Source organism: Paenibacillus sp. R-74696 (assembly GCF_055814915.1).
In genome coordinates this window covers 849,933-868,501 of record NZ_JBPULM010000045.1, presented here as the reverse complement: position 1 = coordinate 868,501, position 18,569 = coordinate 849,933, and the positions used below count along the sequence as shown (strand labels likewise).

Below are 18,569 nucleotides of genomic sequence, written 5' to 3'. Positions count from 1 at the left end.
CGGATTGCCCCGAGATTTTATTTCCGTGAAGAAAGGGGTTAGGCTATCGTGAAAGCAGCGCAGCCTGGCATAAAAATTCGTAATCGAGCAAGCTTGACAGGATGGCTGTTCGTCATCATTGCTGTCGTACTAATAGCAGCATTTTATTTCTACCCAATGGTTCAAGCGCTCCTTCTATCGTTCAAATCCGGCAAAGGGATGAACCTCCACTATGTAGGCTTTGACAATTACATTCGTCTATTCAGTGATCAGACGTTCCGTGTCGCAGTAAAAAATACATTTATTTATCTCATCATTCAAGTGCCGGTTATGATCGTGCTGGCGATGTTTATTTCTGTACTGCTGAATGACAGCAAGCTGAAGTTTAAGGGCTTTTTCCGTACAGCGATTTTCCTGCCGGCGGTTACATCTCTTGTTGCCTATTCGGTTATTTTCAAATACTTATTTGCAGGCGACGGCCTTGTGAACCAATTGCTGCTCAAGCTGCATCTGATTGGCACGCCTATTCAATGGATCACAGATCCATTTTGGGCCAAAATTACGGTTATTATTGCCATTACGTGGCGCTGGACAGGCTATAACATGATTTTCTACTTATCAGCTTTGCAAAATATTGACCATTCGATTTATGAGGCTGCCAAGATCGACGGCGCGTCCTCGACTAGACAATTTTTCGGCATTACGATGCCTTTGCTCAAACCTATTATTTTATTTACATCCATTACATCGACAATCGGTACACTGCAGCTGTTCGACGAGGTTGTGAACATTACGAAGGGCGGACCGGGCAATGCGTCTATGTCCATCTCCCAGTACATTTACAATCTGTCCTTCAAATATTCCGCAGATTTCGGATATGCAGCAACGGTGTCTTATTCTATCGTAATTATGATTATTATTTTGGCATTTGTTCAGTTTAAAGCGGCAGGTGATAAAAATGGATAAGCTAAAACGGGTATCGGTTTATATTTTTCTCAGCGTCGCAGCGTTCATTTCCATTTTCCCGTTTCTGTGGATGATCGTCAGCGCGACGAACAGCTCCTCGGATGTAACGCAAGGCAGACTGCTGCCAGGCAGCAAGCTGCTTGACAATATTAATAATTTGTTCAGCACGGTCGATATTGTGCCGGCGCTTATGAACTCGGCTAAAATTTCCATTTCGACGACGCTGCTGGCGATGCTGATTGCTTCGCTTGCAGGTTACGGCTTTGAAATTTATAAAAGCAAGGCAAAGGACATCGTCTTCACGATTTTGCTCCTGTCCATGATGATTCCGTTCGCGGCGATTATGGTTCCGCTGTATCAAATGTTCGCAGGAATTTCGAGCAGCGTTCCATTTCTAGGCCTTGATACGCTTTCGGGCGTCGTGCTGCCAACGATGACGACAGCGTTTCTCATCTTCTTTTTCCGTCAAAACACAAAAATGTTTCCGAAAGAGCTGCTCGAAGCAGGTCGTATTGACGGCTTGAACGAGCTGGCCTTGTTCTTCCGCATTTATGTGCCTACGATGAAAACGACGTATGCGGCAGCGGGAATTATTACGTTCATGTCCAGCTGGAACAACTACTTGTGGCCGCTTATCGTGCTGCAATCGCCGGACAAGCGTACCATTCCAATGTTGATCTCCAACCTCGGCTCCAGCTACACGCCGGATTACGGGATGATCATGATGGCAATCGTTATTTCAACGATTCCAACAGCGCTTGTATTCTTCCTGATGCAAAGACATTTTGTAGCAGGTATGACCGGTTCGGTCAAATAATCAACTTAAAAGCAAGGGATAGGCGGCTGCATGCCGAGCATGCAGCCGCCTGACTTATCATCTACGTTATGGAGGAATTATTTTATGACTACTGCAAAACCGAGCCTCGACTGGCTAACTGATGTAAGTGTATTTGCTGTTAACCGCCTGCCTGCCCATTCGGATCACCGTTATTATGAAACTGAAGCAGAGGCGGAAGGCAATGGCAGCATGCCTCTGCGCCATAGTCTGAATGGCAGCTGGAAGTTCAACTATGCCGTGAGACCTGCGGATCGTCCAGTTTCTTTTTACGAGCAAAGCTTTAATAGCGACACTTGGGAAGCGATTGAGGTGCCAGGCCATATTCAGCTTCAAGGCTTCGGCAAGCCGCAATATGTGAATACGATGTATCCATGGGATGGACATCATGAGCTTCGTCCGCCGGCAATTCCGGAAAATGACAACCCGGTTGGAAGCTATGTGAAGCATTTCTCCGTTCCGCAGAATATGCTGGGCAAGCCGGTATATATTTCCTTTCAAGGCGTAGAATCGGCTTTCTATGTTTGGCTGAATGGGCAGTTCGTCGGCTACAGCGAGGACAGCTTTACACCCGCTGAATTTGATTTGACTCCTTATTTGCAGGAGGGTGAAAACAGGCTGGCAGTTGAAGTTTACCAGCGCAGCACGGGAAGCTGGCTCGAGGATCAGGATTTTTGGCGTTTTTCCGGCATTTTCCGCGACGTCTATTTGTATACCGTTCCGGCTATCCATGTTCGTGATTTGTTTGTGCATACAGAGCTTGATGCGGCTTATGAGCAAGGTACGCTGCTGGTAGATTTGAAGCTGAGCGGTACGCTCGAAGGCGCAAGCATGAAGCTAGTGCTGAAGGATGCAGCTGGTCATGCCGTTGTATCTGGAGCTGCAGCAGCAGCTGAAGCGGGGACGTGGACGGCTTCGCTTGATGCAGGAGCAGTGTCGCTGTGGAATGCGGAAAATCCATATTTATATAAACTGTATGTAGAGGTTTATAACGCTGCAGGCGAACTCATTGAAGTAGTTCCGCAGCTTGTAGGCTTCCGCAAATTCGAAATGATCGACAAAGTGATGCATATCAACGGCAAACGGATTGTATTCAAGGGCGTTAACCGCCATGAATTTAACCCTCGCAGAGGACGGGCCATTACGGCTGACGATATGCTGTGGGATGTTAAGACGATGAAGCAAAACAATCTAAATGCTGTTCGCACCTCCCATTACCCGAACCAATCGTTATGGTATGAGCTGTGCGATGTGTACGGATTGTATGTCATTGATGAGATGAATTTGGAAACACATGGTTCATGGCAAAAAATGGGTGCCGTTGAGCCGTCGTGGAACGTTCCTGCTAATAAGCCGGAGTGGGAGGATATCGTAATGGATCGGGCGATTTCAATGGTTGAGCGCGACAAAAACCACCCGTCCATCTTAATCTGGTCGGTCGGCAATGAAGCATACGCAGGCGAGGTGCTGCTGAACGTATCGAACTATTTCCGCAGTGTTGACCCTAGCCGCCTCGTTCATTATGAAGGTGTATTCCATAATCGCGACTATGATGCCACGAGCGACATGGAGAGCCGCATGTATGCGAAGCCTTCCGATATCGAGCTTTATTTGAATGATAATCCGCAAAAGCCGTACATTAGCTGTGAGTATATGCATGCAATGGGCAACTCAGTGGGCGGCATGCACAAATATACAGAGCTTGAGCAAAAATATGCGTTGTACCAAGGCGGATTTATTTGGGATTACATCGATCAGGTTATTGTGAAAAAAGACCGCTTCGGCAAGGAGTTCCTCGCTTATGGCGGTGATTTCGACGACCGTGCGACCGATTATAATTTCTGTACGAACGGCATCGTATATGCCGATCGCAAAGTATCGCCGAAAATGCAGGAAGTGAAGTTCCTATATCAGAACATTAAGCTGCTTCCTGACCAAGAAGGCGTGAAAATCGTCAATGAAAATCTGTTTGAAGGAACAGATGCTTATGAGCTGGTTGTTAAGCTTCATCTGGAAGGCGCGGAAGTTTTCCGCAGCGTAAGCGAGATTCAGGTTGCTGCACAAAGCGAAGCCTACATTCCAGTTGCGCTTCCGGCAGCAGAGCAAGCGGGTGAGTATGTTGTTCACGCGTCCTTGCAGCTGAAAGCAAGCACGCTTTGGGCGGATGCAGGATATGAGCTGTCGTTCGGACAATTCGTATTTTTGGTGGAGCAAAAGGAAGCAGTGATTCTTCCAGCAGGAGAACTGCGCGTCGTAGAAGGCGATGTCAACATTGGTGTGCATGGCCGCGATTTCAGCATCATGTTCTCCAAGCAAGCCGGCACGCTGACTTCGGTCAATTATGCGGGTAAAGAGATGATTGCACTGCCTCCGGCTCCACTGTTCTGGCGGGCAACGACGGATAATGACAAAGGATTTTCACTTGGCTTTGATTCCGGCATGTGGTTTGCAGCGAGCTTGACACGTAAATGTATTAGCGTTGTTTTGACAGAAGAGGCGGGAACAGCAACGGTAACGTTCCAATATCGTCTTAGCATAAGCGCTGATGTATTGGTGACAGTGGCCTATACCGTGCTGGGTGACGGAAGCGTGCAGGTGAAATCGCGTTATGAGGGAGCGGCGAATTTGCCGAAGCTGCCGATTTTCGCACTTTCGTTCAAGGTGCCTGCGGACTATCATAAGCTAGACTGGTATGCGATGGGTCCAGATGAAAACTACATTGACCGTGCATTCGGGGCGCGTCTTGGCGAGTTCCAAAACGTTGCCGCAGATAATGTATCCGGTTATGTTGTACCGCAAGAGTCCGGCAATCGTACAGGCGTCCGCCGCGTAAGCATTACGAATGATCTCGGACGAGGCCTTCGCATTTCGGCGCCAGCGACTCAGCCTGTGGAATGCAATATTGCGCCTTATACCGCATTTGAGCTGGAGAGCGCGCAGCATCACCATGAGCTCCCGAACGTGCATTATACGGTTGTGACAGTAGCAGGCAGACAAATGGGTGTCGGCGGTGACGATAGCTGGGGCGCGCCTGTCCATGATGAATATTTGATCCAAGCGGATCAGGAGCTGGCTTTTGAGTTCCTAATCAGCCGGGTATAAAAGTTGATGCAGTGAGCATTTTGTACTTGAATTGCTGTATAACGATAGTGGAAAAAAGAGGAGGGCGGCTGCCTTCCTCTTTTTTATCGTGGAATCTACACGATATTTTTAGAAAAACCCTTCTTAAATCGCGTATGCATATTAATTTAATTTTGTCAAATTTGCGAGCCCAATGGCAATTTGACGTCTTCCGATTCTTCCAGCATACTAAACTTAATTAATGCGAAAGGTCGGTCGAATGAATGGATAATAATATTATTGAATCAACATTGAAGGAATTGCTTTCTGTCGTTAAGATCATTAATGAACGGGTAGGAACATTGGAAGAAGGGCAGCAAGTACTGACTGAAGGGCAGCAGGCACTGACTGAAGGACAGCAGGTACTGACTGAAGGACAGCAGGTACTGACTGAAGGACAGCAGGTACTGACTGAAGGACAGCAAGCGCTGACTGAAAGCCAACAAGCTCTGGCTGAAGGGCAACAAGCGCTTGCTAGTAGTCATCAAGCACTTGCTGAAAGTCACCAGATGCTTGCTGATAGTCAGCGTGAAGGTTTCAGAGAGGTGAATGAGAAATTGGAACGTATGGAATTAAAGCTTGAAGCAACCTTTGAGCAGACAGCCCGCATTACTGAGGTAGTAACAACAACGATCGTTGATAGGCTCGATGCCCATCGGAACATGATTGCGAAGGTTGAAGAAGAGATTGAAATTTTAAAAAGTCGTCATAAATAATAGGCTCACATGAAGAAGAAGAGGAGGGCGGGTGCCCTCCTCTTCTTTCATTGCCTGATAGATTATTTATTTAACTGCTCATAATCCGCTCTCGTCAATCCGTAAAAGATCAAGTCCTCAAATTCTCCCCATTTGAAAATATGCTGCTTGAATTCGCCTTCATATTTCATGCCAATCTTTTTCATGACATTGGAGGAAGAAGGGTTTTTAGCCATTGCTGCTGCCATTATTTTATTCAACTCCAACTGCTCAAAGCCGAATTGAATAACACGCTTCGCCGCTTCTGTCGCATAGCCATGCCCCCAATAAGGCTTACCCGACCAGTAGGAGAGCTCGCCTCGCTGATCCGGCTTGCTCAAATTCAAGCTCATACAGCCAATTAAGGCATTGTCTTTTTTGCGGGTCACTGCGAAAGGGAATCCCTCTCCATTGCTTGCTCTAATTGTATTGTTGCTAATCCAATCCTCGGCTGCCCCATCAGGATAGGGGTAAGGAATAGACAAGGTTGTGCTTGCTACTTCAATATTGCCGGCCAGTTTCTGAACTCTGCTTGCGTCGTCTAAGTTAAACGCTCTCAAAATCAATCGTTCTGTTTCTAGTGTTGGCTGCATAAGGAAACACCTCGCAATAATTGATTTTTTTGAAATATAGGAGAGGATATGATTTTCCCATCCTCCCTCTATATTTCTCGGAATGAAACGCGCTGTGCCGCCAAAGAACGGCAAAGCCGTTTACGCTTGTCTTATCCTATTTTATAGGCTTAACCTTCTAAATAGCAATGTGCGAATCGTCATGGGCATAAGCAGCAAGTATTCCTTGAAAACGTTCACGAAATGACTGAGTATGACCGTTTGTGAAAATAATAGATAAAGAAACCATTTGACATCGCACTAATGACTGAATATAATCGATTTATAAACAAAACGTTCATAAACATTCATTCGAATGACTGGACGATTTCATAAACGATCAAATAGGCGGTGAGGAACATTTTTGGCGAGGAACGCAAAAATTTAATTTTAGCTTTAGTGGAAGAACAGAAGCGTGTTGACCTGCAGGCTCTATGTGAAAAATTTCAAGTATCGGAGTCGACGATTCGCCGGGATTTGCGGGAGATGGAGGAAGCCGGACTGCTTAAGCGCACGCATGGCGGAGCGATCTCCATTCGCAGCGTTAACTTTGAACCGAGCTTTTCCGAGAAGGAGATTACATCAACGCAGCAAAAGAAAGCGATTGCAGCGAAAGCGGTTCAATGGATTAGCAATGGAGATACGATTTTGCTTGACTCAGGCACGACCACTTTTTATTTGATGCAGCAATTGACAGCGTTTACGAAGCTGACGGTTGTTACCAATTCGCTTATGCTGCCGCAGGATTTGGAGCTGCCGCCAGGCATCGATGTCATTGTACTGGGCGGGGCTTACCGGCCTGGCGTATTGTCATTGGTGGGGCCGATAACTGAGCGCAGCCTTGATTTTATTAAGGTTGATAAGGCGTTTATGGCGACGAACGGCATGGACTTGGAGGAAGGGCTAAGCACGCCGAACGTGGTTGAGGGAGACATCAAGCGTAAAATGATTAAGCGCGCTGACCGCATTATTTTACTCAGCGACAGCAGCAAGGTCAATCAGGTCAGCTTCTCGCGCTTTGCTGATTGGAGCGATATTGATATATGCATTACCGATTCGGAGATGCCGGAGGATTTTGCCCGGAAGCTGGAAGAGCGAGGCGTAGAGGTGTATCGCACCTCGGTAGGAAAGGAGGCATAACAGCATGTCCAAGCAGCAAGTTATTACACTTACCTTGAATCCTTCCATGGACAAGACGATTATGCTTCAGGAGCTGAAGGTAGGAGGGCTCAATCGTGCAGAGGACATCCGTCTTGACCCTGGCGGTAAGGGCATCAATGTGGCGCGAATCGTTCACACCTTTGGGGCGAGCGTCACCGCCGCTGGATTCATCGCTGGCGGCATAGGCAAACGAATTATAGGGGAGCTGGACCGTTCGGGCATTCATACTGCTTTCGTTGAAGTGCCGGGCGAGACGCGGACGAATATGAAGCTTGTGGATCAGAAGCAGCGAACGACGACCGAGGTCAATGAGCAAGGCTTTACGGTAAGTGAGAGTCAGCTTGCCGAGCTGGACCAATTGCTTGATGAGCTGCTGCCGAAAGCGTCTGTCCTTGTACTTGGGGGCAGCTTGCCGAAGGGAGCACCACCTGAGCTGTATCATCATTTTATTGTAAAAGCACGCAAGCTGGGCGTACGAACGATTCTGGATGCGGATGGCGAGGCGTTGGTTACTGGGATTAGTGCGATTCCATTTGCTGTCAAGCCTAATCAGTATGAACTGGAGCAGCTTGTACAGCGCAAGCTGGACACGAAAGAAGAAATCGTACGGGCTGGAAAACAGCTGCTTGCTCAGGGAATTACGCTCGTTATCATTTCGATGGGCGCAGATGGGGCCATCGTCATGAGCGGTGAAGAAGCCTATATGGCCAAGCCGTTCCCTATTGAGGCACTGAGCACAGTTGGCGCTGGCGATTCGATGGTAGCCGTGCTTGCGCAGGCGCTTTTGCAAAATAGCAGCCTTGAGGATGTAGCAAGGTGGAGTACGGCCGCAGGAACGATAACGGCTTCCAAAGCAGGCACCCAAGTATGCGAGTTCGAGGAAATTCGCAGCCGGGCAGGAGATATTTATATTCAAGCATTGTGATTATATTGAAGCGACTGGCGACATCATAAGGGAGGAATTGACATGAAGAAATTGCTGGCGGTAACTTCTTGCCCCACTGGCATTGCCCATACGTATATGGCCGCGGAATCATTGCTTAAAATGGCAGAGGAGAAAGGCGTTCCGCTGAAGGTGGAGAAGCGCGGCGCGCTTGGCGTAGAGGATGAGCTCACACCGGAGGAAATTGCCGAAGCGCATGCGATTATTTTGGCAGCGGATACCGATGTATTGGAATCGCGATTTGCAGGCAAGCCGATCATTAAGGTTGGCGTTGCCGAAGGCATCCGTAATCCAGCAGGGCTGATCGAGCAGGCGCTTGCGAAAGAAGCGGCTCAAGCTGGGGCGGCTGCACCCGTGCAGGAGCAGACGAAAAAAGAGAGCAGCTCCGTTCGAACCGGTGCCTACAAGCACTTGATGACAGGCGTATCCAACATGCTGCCGCTCGTGGTGGCAGGCGGTATCATTATTGCCATTTCGTTTATCTTTGGCATAACAGCATTTCAAGAGGAAGGTACGCTTCCGGCTGCATTGATGAGCATTGGTGGCGGGGCGGCATTCGCCTTAATGATTCCGATTTTGTCCGGCTTTATTGCTTTCTCTATCGCAGACCGGATTGGTCTAGCGCCCGGGCTTGTAGGCGGCATGCTGGCAAGCCAGCTGGGAGCCGGCTTCCTTGGCGGTATTATTTCAGGCTTTCTTGCCGGCTATGTGGCAAAATGGCTGCGGCATGCGATCAAGCTGCCGAAATCACTAGAAGGCATAAAGCCGATCTTGATAATTCCCGTACTGTCGACGCTCATCGTTGGGCTGATGATGGTTTATGTTGTCGGAACGCCAGTGAAGACGCTGATGGATATTTTGACCACATGGCTGACGGGGCTGAATTCAACGAATGCGATTTTGCTCGGCTTGCTGCTTGGGGCAATGATGGCGTTCGATATGGGCGGTCCGCTTAATAAGGCAGCGTATACATTCGCTGTCGGCTTGCTCGCAAGTCACGTCTATGGCCCGATGGCAGCGGTTATGGCAGCGGGAATGACTCCGCCGCTTGGCCTATGGCTAGCTACCGTCATTCGCAAAAACAAATTTTCCAAAGAGGAGCGCGATGCAGGAAAGGTGGCGGGAGTCATGGGGCTGGCCTTCATTACCGAAGGAGCGATTCCATTCGCGGCTGCCGATCCGCTTCGTGTCATTCCAGGCACGGTCCTCGGTTCAGCTGTAGCAGGAGCGCTGTCCATGGTATTTGGCGCGACGCTTCAAGCGCCGCATGGTGGGGCATTCGTACTGGCCATTCCTAATGCAGTGACCCATCTCGGCGCTTATGCCGCAGCGATTGTCATTGGTTCAGTTGTAACAGCTGTAACGGTATCCTTGCTCAAGAAAAATAAGCCGGCAGCGGCTTAAATCCCATCTCATGGAGGTTATTACAATGTCATCCCAAACCTTATTAAACATAGAAACAATTATTCTTGATTCGACTGCTGGTGATCGTCAGGCTGTTATTAAAGAGCTTGCGGAGCGTCTGCAATCGGCTGGCTATTTGAACGATGAGGCTGCTTTTCTAGCTTCGGTTGAAGCGCGTGAGCAGCATGCCTCAACAGGCATCGGCTTTGGCGTAGCGATTCCACATGGCAAATCCGCTGGTGTCATCAAGCCTGGCCTGGCATTTGCCCGTCTAGCGCAGCCGATTGAGTGGGGTTCCCTTGACGGCAAGCCGGTCACTTCGATTATTTTGCTGGCGATTCCGGAATCGGATGCGGGCAAGGAGCATTTGCGTATTTTGGCCTCGGTATCGCGCAAGCTGATACACGAAAGCTTCCGCCAAGAGCTGCTTGATGGCCAAAGCGCCGCGGATATTTTGGGAACATTGGAAAGCGCCCTGTAAGCACAGCGAGACTAAAGGAGGAGACCGTGCGATGCAAACACGTGTATTGACGATTATAAATGAAGAAGGGCTGCATTTGCGTCCGGCCCAAGTGCTGGCTAATGCAGCAGGACAATTCGCAGCCGATATTTACGTAGAGGTGGCTGGAGGCGGAGAGGCTAATGCGAAAAGCGTGCTCGGCATCATTGCGCTTGGATTGGAAAAAGGCGCTGAGGTTAAGCTGTCGGCGGATGGCGAAGACGAGGAGCAGGCTGTCGCCAAGCTTGCTGAACTATTCGAGCAAGGTTTCGGAGAGCAATGAGCGAGCAGCATATTAAAGGAATCGGCGTTTCGGAAGGTATCCGCTTCGGGAAAGCCTTCATCTATGGCGCACCTGCTGTAGAGGTGGCTTATCCCCAGCGGATTGAGCCGGAGCAGGTAGAGGCGGAGCTTGAACGTCTGGAGCAGGCGAAGCGCCAGTCGGCAGCAGAGCTGAATACGATCATCGCCAAAACCGAGGCGAAGCTGGGGAAGGATAAGACGGCAATTATCGAGGGTCAGCTGAGCTTTCTGGATGATCCCGCCTTTTACGGCGATATTCGCGGTCAAATTAAGCGCAAGCAGGCGTCCGCTGAACAAGCGGTCCAAACCGTGCTGGCCCAGCTTTCCGCTTTGTTTGAGAAGATGAACAATGCATACGTAAAGGAACGCATTCATGATGTGAAGGATGTTGCAGATCGGCTCATGAGTCATTTGCAGCAAGTGTTTTATCCAGATCTGGCAAGTATTACAGAGCCCGTTATATTAGTAGCGGAAGATTTAACGCCTTCCGTCACCGTACAGCTTGACCGCAGCATTGTGCTCGGCTTTGTGACACGCGTTGGCGGAGAAACGACGCATACTGCAATTTTATCCCGTTCGCTGGGCATTCCTGCGGTTGTTGGCACTGGCGCTGCTTTTGAGCAGTTGAGTCACGGTGATGAGCTAATTCTGGATGGTACGGACGGCGTTATTGTGTTAAATGCCGATGCTGCTACCCGCTCGGATTATGAAGCAAGGCAGCAGGAGGAGCAATCGGCGGCCGGGAAGCTTGAGAAGTACAGGCTGCTGCCAGCAAAGACGGAGGATGGCAAGCTGATTGAGCTCGCGGTTAACGTCGGCATGCCGGAGGAAATGCGTGAAGGGCTTGTGGACGAGGCGCATGGGGTCGGCTTGTTCCGAACGGAATTTCTGTTCATGAATGCGGACCGCTTGCCAGATGAAGAAAAGCAATTTGCTGTGTATAAGCAGCTAGCCGAAGCGTGGCAAGGCAAGCCGATCGTCATTCGTACGCTGGATATAGGCGGGGACAAGGAGCTTTCCTATTGGGATTTGCCGCATGAGGACAATCCATTTCTCGGAAATCGTGCAATACGCCTTTGCCTGAATGAGCGGGAGCTGTTCCGTACCCAACTGCGGGCGATTGTTCGCGCCAGTGCCTTCGGTACCGTTAAAATTATGTTTCCGATGATCTCCTCGATGCAGGAGTTCCGCGCTGCCAAGCAGCTGACGCTTGAAGTCATGGACGAGCTGAAGGAGCAGGGGATCACCTTTGATGAAAAACTGGAAATCGGCATTATGGCCGAGGTTCCGTCTGTTATTCAGCTGGCGGACCGTTTCGCCAAAGAGGTTGACTTTTTCAGCATTGGCACAAACGATCTAGTGCAGTATACACTCGCTGTTGACCGCATGAACGAGAAGGTAGCGCACTTATATGATTATTTCCATCCGGCGGTTATCCGCTCGATTCACAGCCTCATCCAAGCGGCGCACAAGGAAGGCAAATGGGTCGGAATGTGCGGGAAAATGGCGGGCGATCCGCTTGCTGCACCACTGCTGCTCGGCATGGAGCTCGATGAATGGAGCATGGATGCGGGCTCTGTGGCGAAGCAAAAGTTTACACTGTCCAGACTAAATGTGCAGGATAGCGCGCAACTGCTAAGCGATGTGCTTGACCTCGACACGGCTGAGGAAGTTCGGCAGCAGGCTAAAGCTTTCCATGCTTCCAAGTTTAGTGATTAGCAAATGTTTGACCAGATGTGAATAGGCATCATGCCGCCCATTCTACCCATGCCCACCAGTAAGAGGGCATTCAGGACGCTTTCGTAATATTCGATTCCTCTAGCAGGAACGAAGTTACGAAGGCGTTTTTCTTTTTGTTAAAAATTAAATTTTACATTTGTTCATATTTTGATGAGTGATAGACAGCGTAAATGGGTAAAATATTAAAATAATTGGTGAAAAGGTGGGATTCGGTGTTTCGCAGCTTCATTAAATGAACATAAGTCCATATGTATGTTTACATATGATCAAATTCATGCTAAACTAAGTTTGTATTTGAGAATTCGTATATGGGGAAGAGGAACAGGTCATGTTAAATTTGTCTGGAATGATTGATCATACGCTGCTGCGTGCCGACGCGACGAAAGCAGAGATCGCTAAGCTGACGGAGGAAGCGAAACAATATGAATTTGCTTCGGTTTGTGTAAATCCGACTTGGGTCGCTTTTGCCGCTGAGCAGCTAGCCGGAAGCAAGTCCAAAGTTTGCACAGTTATCGGCTTTCCATTAGGGGCATCGACGAGCGCCGTTAAAGCTTTTGAAACGAGCGACGCGATTGCAAATGGTGCAGATGAAATTGATATGGTCATCAATATTGGCGCCTTGAAAGACGGCAACGATGACTATGTGGAGCAGGACATTAAAGCCGTTGTTGATGCGGCTGCAGGCAAAGCGATTGTGAAGGTCATTATTGAGACAAGCCTGCTAACCGATGAAGAAAAGGTTCGTGCATGCGAGCGTTCGGCGAAAGCCGGAGCCGATTTTGTAAAAACCTCGACAGGCTTCTCCACTGGCGGAGCGACAGCTGAAGATGTAGCGCTCATGCGCAAAGCAGTCCAAGGCAAGCTCGGAGTGAAAGCATCGGGCGGCGTACGCGGACTTGAGGATATGAAAAAAATGATCGAAGCAGGCGCAACTCGCATTGGCGCAAGCTCTGGTGTGAAAATAATGCAGGGCGAGCAATCCAGCACCGCTTATTAATGAAGTAACCATAGAACACGGTGCTGCTCCTTTCCGAAGGGGTGGCCCGCTTTTCACGATAAATGCAAGAGAGGAGGCATCAGCATTGCTTTGTAAGCGCTCTATTCAGCCAATCAACTTCCATAATCATGAAAAAATAGGAGGCGGCAACTATGAAATACATCGTAGCTTTATTAGGCCTGCTGGTTGTGCTAGGATTGTCCTATATCGTCAGCAACAATAAGAAAAATATTCGTTTCAAGCCGATTGCCATCATGATCATTTTGCAGGTGGTTCTTGCCTTTGTCCTATTAAATACGATTGCGGGCGCGACCTTGATCAAAGGTTTTTCCGGCGTGTTTGAACAGCTGCTCTCCTATGCGCAGGAAGGGATCAACTTTGTATTTGGCGGTATTTTAAATGAAGGACAATTTTCCTTCTTCCTGTCGGTTCTGCTGCCCATCGTCTTCATATCCGCGCTAATTGGCATTTTGCAATACTTGAAAATCCTTCCCTTTATCGTAAAGGGCATCGGATTTGTGTTAAGCAAAGTGAATGGCATGGGCAAGCTGGAGTCTTATAATGCGGTTGCTTCAGCTATTTTAGGCCAATCGGAAGTATTCATTTCGGTCAAAAAGCAAATTGGCCTGCTGCCGAAGCATCGCCTGTATACGCTGTGCGCCTCGGCGATGTCCACCGTATCGATGTCGATCGTCGGCTCGTATATGCAAATTTTGGACCCGAAATATGTCGTGACCGCGCTAGTACTCAACCTGTTCGGCGGCTTTATTATCGCTTCGATTCTTAATCCGTATACGGTAGAGGAAGGCGAAGACGTGCTGCAAGTACAGGAGGAGGGGGAGAAGCAGACCTTCTTCGAAATGCTGGGTGAATATATTATGGACGGCTTCAAGGTTGCGATTATCGTCGCGGCGATGCTGATCGGTTTTATTGCCCTCATTGGCATGGTTAATGGTTTGTTTCTTGGCATTCTCGGCATTTCATTTCAGCAAATCCTTGGATTTATTTTCGCTCCTTTCGCTTTTATTATGGGAGTACCGTGGAAAGATGCCGTTGATGCGGGAAGCATTATGGCCACGAAAATGGTATCGAATGAATTTGTAGCGATGCTCGAAATTAGCAAATATCCTGATCTTTCGGCCAAAGCAGTCGGCGTCGTATCGGTGTTTCTCGTCTCTTTTGCGAATTTCTCCTCCATCGGCATCATTGCAGGCGCGGTAAAAGGCTTGCATGAGAAGCAGGGCAATGTCGTGGCGCGCTTCGGCATGAAGCTGCTTTATGGCGCAACGCTTGTAAGCGTGCTGTCGGCGACGATTGCAGGGATTTTCATTTAGACGAAGCAACTAAGTAAGTAACTAACTAATTAATTAACTAATTAATTAACTAATTAACGAAGCAGAGGAGATATTTCAATGAGTGTTCATATTAATGCACAGCAGGGCGACATCGCCGAAACGATTTTATTGCCAGGTGACCCGCTAAGAGCGAAATATATTGCGGATACGTATTTGGAAAATGTAACATGCTACAACGAAGTGCGCGGTATGCTGGGTTTTACAGGAACGTACCAAGGCAAGCGTATTTCCGTGCAAGGAACAGGCATGGGCGTACCGTCCATCAGCATTTATGTCAATGAGCTCATTCGTGAATATGGCGTGAAAAATCTCGTTCGTGTCGGCACATGCGGCGCCATGCAAAAAAGCGTAAACGTGCGCGAGGTTATTTTGGCGCAAGCGGCTTGTACAGATTCCAGCATGAATCGCCACGTATTCGGCGGCTATGACTTCTCGCCAATTGCCAGCTTCGAGCTGCTAAAGGCGGCTTACGAGCGCGGCGTAGCCAAAGGCCTCAAGCTGCATGTCGGCAATATTTTCTGCTCGGACAGCTTCTATCGGGATGATAAGTCCATTGTCGAGAAGCTGATGGAGCACAATGTGCTTGGCGTTGAGATGGAAACGACGGCGCTTTATACGCTCGCTGCAAAATATGGCGTCAATGCACTGACGATTTTGACCGTAAGCGACCACCTGCTGACGGGTGAGGAAACGACTTCTGCTGAAAGACAAAGCACATTTAATGACATGATGGAAGTGGCGCTGGAAACGGTAACTTCCCTGTAATAGGCAAGATTGCCTGGCTTATAGCTATTATTTTAAATCGTGAGGAGAATGCAGCATGAGAATGGTAGACCTAATTGAGAAAAAACGCGATGGTGAAGTGCTGAGCGCTGAAGAAATTAACTTTTTTATTCAAGGATATACGAAAGGCGAAATTCCTGATTATCAGGCCAGCGCAATGGCAATGGCGATTTTCTTCAAGGATATGACGGAGCAGGAGCGCGCTGATTTAACAATGGCGATGGTGAATTCCGGCGATACGATCGATCTGTCGGCCATTGAAGGCGTGAAGGTAGACAAACACTCCACTGGCGGTGTTGGCGATACGACGACGCTCGTTCTAGCCCCACTCGTTGCAGCGCTGGATATTCCAGTTGCGAAAATGTCGGGACGCGGCCTCGGCCACACCGGCGGAACGACAGATAAGCTTGAAGCAATTGCTGGCTTTCACGTTGAACTGGAGAAGGAAGAATTCGTTCGTCTCGTGAACAAGGATAAAATCGCGGTCGTCGGCCAATCCGGCAACCTGACGCCAGCTGATAAAAAGCTGTATGCGCTGCGCGATGTTACAGCTACCGTCAACTCCATTCCGCTGATCGCAAGCTCGATCATGAGCAAAAAAATCGCTGCCGGCTCCGACGCTATCGTGCTTGACGTGAAAACAGGCGCAGGCGCCTTCATGAAGACGGTAGACGATGCGAAGGAGCTTGCGCACGCGATGGTGAGCATCGGCAACAACGTTGGACGCAAAACGATGGCGGTCATTTCCGACATGAGCCAGCCGCTGGGCTTTGCAATCGGCAACGCTTTGGAAGTAAAGGAAGCGATTGATACGCTGCAAGGCAAAGGTCCAAAAGATTTGGAGGAGCTCTGTCTGGCGTTAGGGCGTCAAATGGTCTATTTGGCGAACAAAGCAAGCTCGCTGGAAGAGGCGGAGGAAATGCTGAAGGAAGTCATTCGCAATGGCAAAGCGCTAGAGAAATTCAAGGTGTTTATTGCCAATCAGGGCGGCGACCCTTCGGTTGTTGACCATCCGGAGAAGCTGCCGCAAGCGGCTTATCTGATCGAAGTGCCAGCGAAGCAGGACGGTGTCGTAGCGGAGATTGTTGCTGACGAAATCGGTACAGCAGCGATGCTGCTGGGCGCAGGACGCGCGACGAAGGACTCGGAAATCGATCTGGCAGTAGGCCTGATGCTGAATAAAAAAGTCGGCGACACCGTCAAAGCCGGCGAATCGCTCGTAACCATTCATGCCAATCGTGAAAATGTGGACGATGTGCTCGCGAAAATTTATGACAATATCCGTATCGGCGATAAAGTCGAAGCTCCTGTCTTGATCTACGGAACTATAACCGAGTAGAAATAAAGCCATTTGGGTATAAAATGGAAACCGCCATCCGGGTGCAAGTGCTGCCGGGATGGCGGTTTTTGTGCTGCTAGGAAACGGCTAGGCAACGGTTTATAAAAGGTTTATAAGGTAAACAAACCGAAATGCTTAACCTACAAATACTTAACAACTAAAATATTTGACAATAAGGTAAAATGCCCTTATTATATGTGAGGGGACAGATGTCCATTGGGAAATGGGTACATAAGTCATCTTGTGTTGATAGGCTAGAGGGGGAGAATAAATGTCGCAAACAGCATCGAAGGGCGGCGCAGAGCCTGAATTCCGCTTGGCAAGCATCATCGTACCGATGATCGCCATTATTTCAGGCATATTTATGGTTATTTTGGATTCAACGGCGATGAATGTCGCGTTATCCAGGCTCGTCATTGATTTTAATACCGATTTGCCAACGATTCAGTGGACGGTAACGGGCTACATGCTGGCGACGGCGGCGGTCATTCCGCTTTCGGGCTGGCTTTCGGATCGTTTTGGGGCCAAAAATATATTTTTGGGCTCGGTTGTAGCCTTCACCTTGGCATCCTTGCTATGCGCATTGCCTAGCAGTGCCGAGTGGCTCATTGTATTTCGGATTATTCAAGGCCTCGGCGGCGGCTTCGTTATGCCGGTTGCTATGGCTTATGTATTTCGGTTAAGCCCGCCGAATAAGGTGGGGCAAGTGATGGGGATGATGGGCGTGCCGATTTTGCTCGCGCCTGCGGTTGGCCCGATTTTGGCCGGCTGGCTCGTGGAATATCATTCCTGGCACTGGATATTTCTGATTAATATTCCGGTCGGTATTTTCAGCCTTATATTCGGCCTTTGGAAGCTGCCGAAGACGGAGCGCAAGCAGGTGACCGGCATTGATATTCCAGGCATGATTTTAGGGCCGCTTGCTTTTGCCTCCTTATCTTATGGGGTTACGCAAGGGGCGGAAAGCTGGTCGTCCGATAAAACGATTGGTGGGCTAGTTATCGGCGGTATCGCGCTCATCGCGTTTATTATCGTAGAGCTGCGGTCAAAAACGCCGCTGCTGGAGCTTCGCGTGTTCCGCTCGGTTGACTTCTCGTTCAGCATTTTTGTGCAGTGGCTGCTGCAATTTTCGCTTTTCGGCGCGATTTTCCTGCTTCCACAATTTTTGCAGCAGGCACGCGGCTACGGCGCCTTTGATACGGGGCTGACTTTGTTTCCACAGGCGCTTGCTTCCGCATTTATGATGCCGATTGGCGGCTATTTGTTTGATAAAATCGGGGTAAGATGGCTTGTCGTTATCGGCCTTAGCCTTGTATCCGGTGCGATATTTCAATATACGCAGGTCGATTTGACGACAGAGGGCAGAGATTTGCTGCTTCCGCTCATAATGGCGGGCATGGGCTCCGGCCTTATGATGATGCCGCTCAACTCGCATTTGCTGCAAAAAGCGCCGCGTGACCTCGTCAGCCGGGTAACATCGCTGACAAGTGCTTTGCAGCAAGTTGTCAGCTCCTTCGCGGTTGCTACTTTAGTTACAGTGCTCTCATCACGAGTTAAGACGCTGATTGTAGATCAACAGCTGCCGCTTACTACACCTGCAGAAGTACAGAAAGCGACGCTTGCTGTAGCGCCGGAAGCCTTCGGCTATACGTTCGGCATTATGCTAGTCATTGCCATCGTCGGCATTTTCCTCGGCTTGTTCCTGCGCAGAGTGAAAGTACAGGCGGGTGCGGAAGAGCAGAAGAGCAAGCAGGAATTGGGGCTTGAGGGACTGCATTAATTCAATTCAATTCAATCTAG

The 18,569-nt window shown here is 49.1% G+C and carries 16 protein-coding genes; 15 read left to right on the top strand and 1 reads right to left on the bottom strand.

Annotated elements, in window-relative coordinates; translation table 11 throughout:
* Nucleotides 1-48: 48 nt before the first annotated feature.
* The 4 genes from ACSR9A_RS24075 to ACSR9A_RS24060 all read left to right on the top strand — a co-directional run bounded on the left by ACSR9A_RS24075 (nt 49) and on the right by ACSR9A_RS24060 (nt 5,616).
* The gene (locus tag ACSR9A_RS24075) at nt 49-945 is read left to right on the top strand and encodes a carbohydrate ABC transporter permease (protein ID WP_473760012.1); all 897 of its coding nucleotides are present in this window, start codon (nt 49-51) and stop codon (nt 943-945) included.
* Nucleotides 938-1,762: a carbohydrate ABC transporter permease gene (locus ACSR9A_RS24070; protein ID WP_341281947.1), complete on the top strand. Its 825-nt coding sequence runs from the start codon at nt 938-940 to the stop codon at nt 1,760-1,762. Before ACSR9A_RS24075 ends, ACSR9A_RS24070 begins: the two co-directional genes overlap by 8 nt.
* 84 nt (nt 1,763-1,846) lie before the next feature.
* Entirely contained in the window at nt 1,847-4,882 is a 3,036-nt protein-coding gene (gene lacZ / locus ACSR9A_RS24065) for a beta-galactosidase, LacZ type (RefSeq protein WP_473760011.1), read from the top strand.
* 242 nt (nt 4,883-5,124) lie between these two features.
* Complete coding sequence (locus ACSR9A_RS24060; RefSeq protein WP_473760009.1) at nt 5,125-5,616, top strand: hypothetical protein; 492 nt, start codon at nt 5,125-5,127, stop codon at nt 5,614-5,616.
* 62 nt (nt 5,617-5,678) lie between these two features.
* On the opposite strand, the gene ACSR9A_RS24055 is transcribed toward ACSR9A_RS24060, so the two are convergent.
* Nucleotides 5,679-6,227, bottom strand: a complete 549-nt coding sequence (locus ACSR9A_RS24055; protein WP_473760007.1) for a GNAT family N-acetyltransferase — start codon at nt 6,225-6,227, stop codon at nt 5,679-5,681.
* A gap of 369 nt (nt 6,228-6,596) precedes the next feature.
* Between ACSR9A_RS24055 and ACSR9A_RS24050 the strand changes: the two genes are divergently transcribed.
* The 11 genes from ACSR9A_RS24050 to ACSR9A_RS24000 all read left to right on the top strand — a co-directional run bounded on the left by ACSR9A_RS24050 (nt 6,597) and on the right by ACSR9A_RS24000 (nt 18,549).
* The gene (locus ACSR9A_RS24050) at nt 6,597-7,385 is read left to right on the top strand and encodes a DeoR/GlpR family DNA-binding transcription regulator (RefSeq protein ID WP_473760005.1); all 789 of its coding nucleotides are present in this window, start codon (nt 6,597-6,599) and stop codon (nt 7,383-7,385) included.
* Nucleotides 7,386-7,389: 4 nt separating this feature from the next.
* Nucleotides 7,390-8,331: a 1-phosphofructokinase gene (gene pfkB / locus ACSR9A_RS24045; RefSeq protein WP_473760004.1), complete on the top strand. Its 942-nt coding sequence runs from the start codon at nt 7,390-7,392 to the stop codon at nt 8,329-8,331.
* A 42-nt stretch (nt 8,332-8,373) separates the two neighbouring features.
* Entirely contained in the window at nt 8,374-9,753 is a 1,380-nt protein-coding gene (locus ACSR9A_RS24040; protein WP_341281955.1) for a PTS fructose transporter subunit IIC, read from the top strand.
* A gap of 25 nt (nt 9,754-9,778) precedes the next feature.
* Entirely contained in the window at nt 9,779-10,234 is a 456-nt protein-coding gene (locus ACSR9A_RS24035) for a PTS sugar transporter subunit IIA (protein ID WP_473760002.1), read from the top strand.
* 31 nt (nt 10,235-10,265) lie between these two features.
* Nucleotides 10,266-10,535, top strand: coding sequence for an HPr family phosphocarrier protein (locus ACSR9A_RS24030; RefSeq protein ID WP_341281957.1), 270 nt, complete (start codon nt 10,266-10,268; stop codon nt 10,533-10,535).
* Nucleotides 10,532-12,274 carry a phosphoenolpyruvate--protein phosphotransferase gene (gene ptsP, locus ACSR9A_RS24025; RefSeq protein ID WP_473760000.1) on the top strand — a complete coding sequence of 581 codons (1,743 nt, stop codon included), beginning with the start codon at nt 10,532-10,534 and terminating at the stop codon, nt 12,272-12,274. Before ACSR9A_RS24030 ends, ptsP begins: the two co-directional genes overlap by 4 nt.
* Nucleotides 12,275-12,623: 349 nt before the next feature.
* Entirely contained in the window at nt 12,624-13,292 is a 669-nt protein-coding gene (gene deoC, locus ACSR9A_RS24020; RefSeq protein ID WP_473759999.1) for a deoxyribose-phosphate aldolase, read from the top strand.
* Between the two features lie 152 nt (nt 13,293-13,444).
* A complete protein-coding gene (locus ACSR9A_RS24015) occupies nt 13,445-14,626 on the top strand; it encodes a NupC/NupG family nucleoside CNT transporter (RefSeq protein WP_473759998.1) in 1,182 nt (393 codons plus the stop codon).
* Nucleotides 14,627-14,704: 78 nt separating this feature from the next.
* A complete protein-coding gene (deoD, locus tag ACSR9A_RS24010) occupies nt 14,705-15,412 on the top strand; it encodes a purine-nucleoside phosphorylase (protein ID WP_338555475.1) in 708 nt (235 codons plus the stop codon).
* 55 nt (nt 15,413-15,467) lie between these two features.
* Complete coding sequence (locus tag ACSR9A_RS24005; RefSeq protein ID WP_473759997.1) at nt 15,468-16,769, top strand: pyrimidine-nucleoside phosphorylase; 1,302 nt, start codon at nt 15,468-15,470, stop codon at nt 16,767-16,769.
* 271 nt (nt 16,770-17,040) lie between these two features.
* Nucleotides 17,041-18,549 carry a DHA2 family efflux MFS transporter permease subunit gene (locus ACSR9A_RS24000; protein WP_473759995.1) on the top strand — a complete coding sequence of 503 codons (1,509 nt, stop codon included), beginning with the start codon at nt 17,041-17,043 and terminating at the stop codon, nt 18,547-18,549.
* The last annotated feature ends 20 nt before the right edge of the window (nt 18,550-18,569 follow it).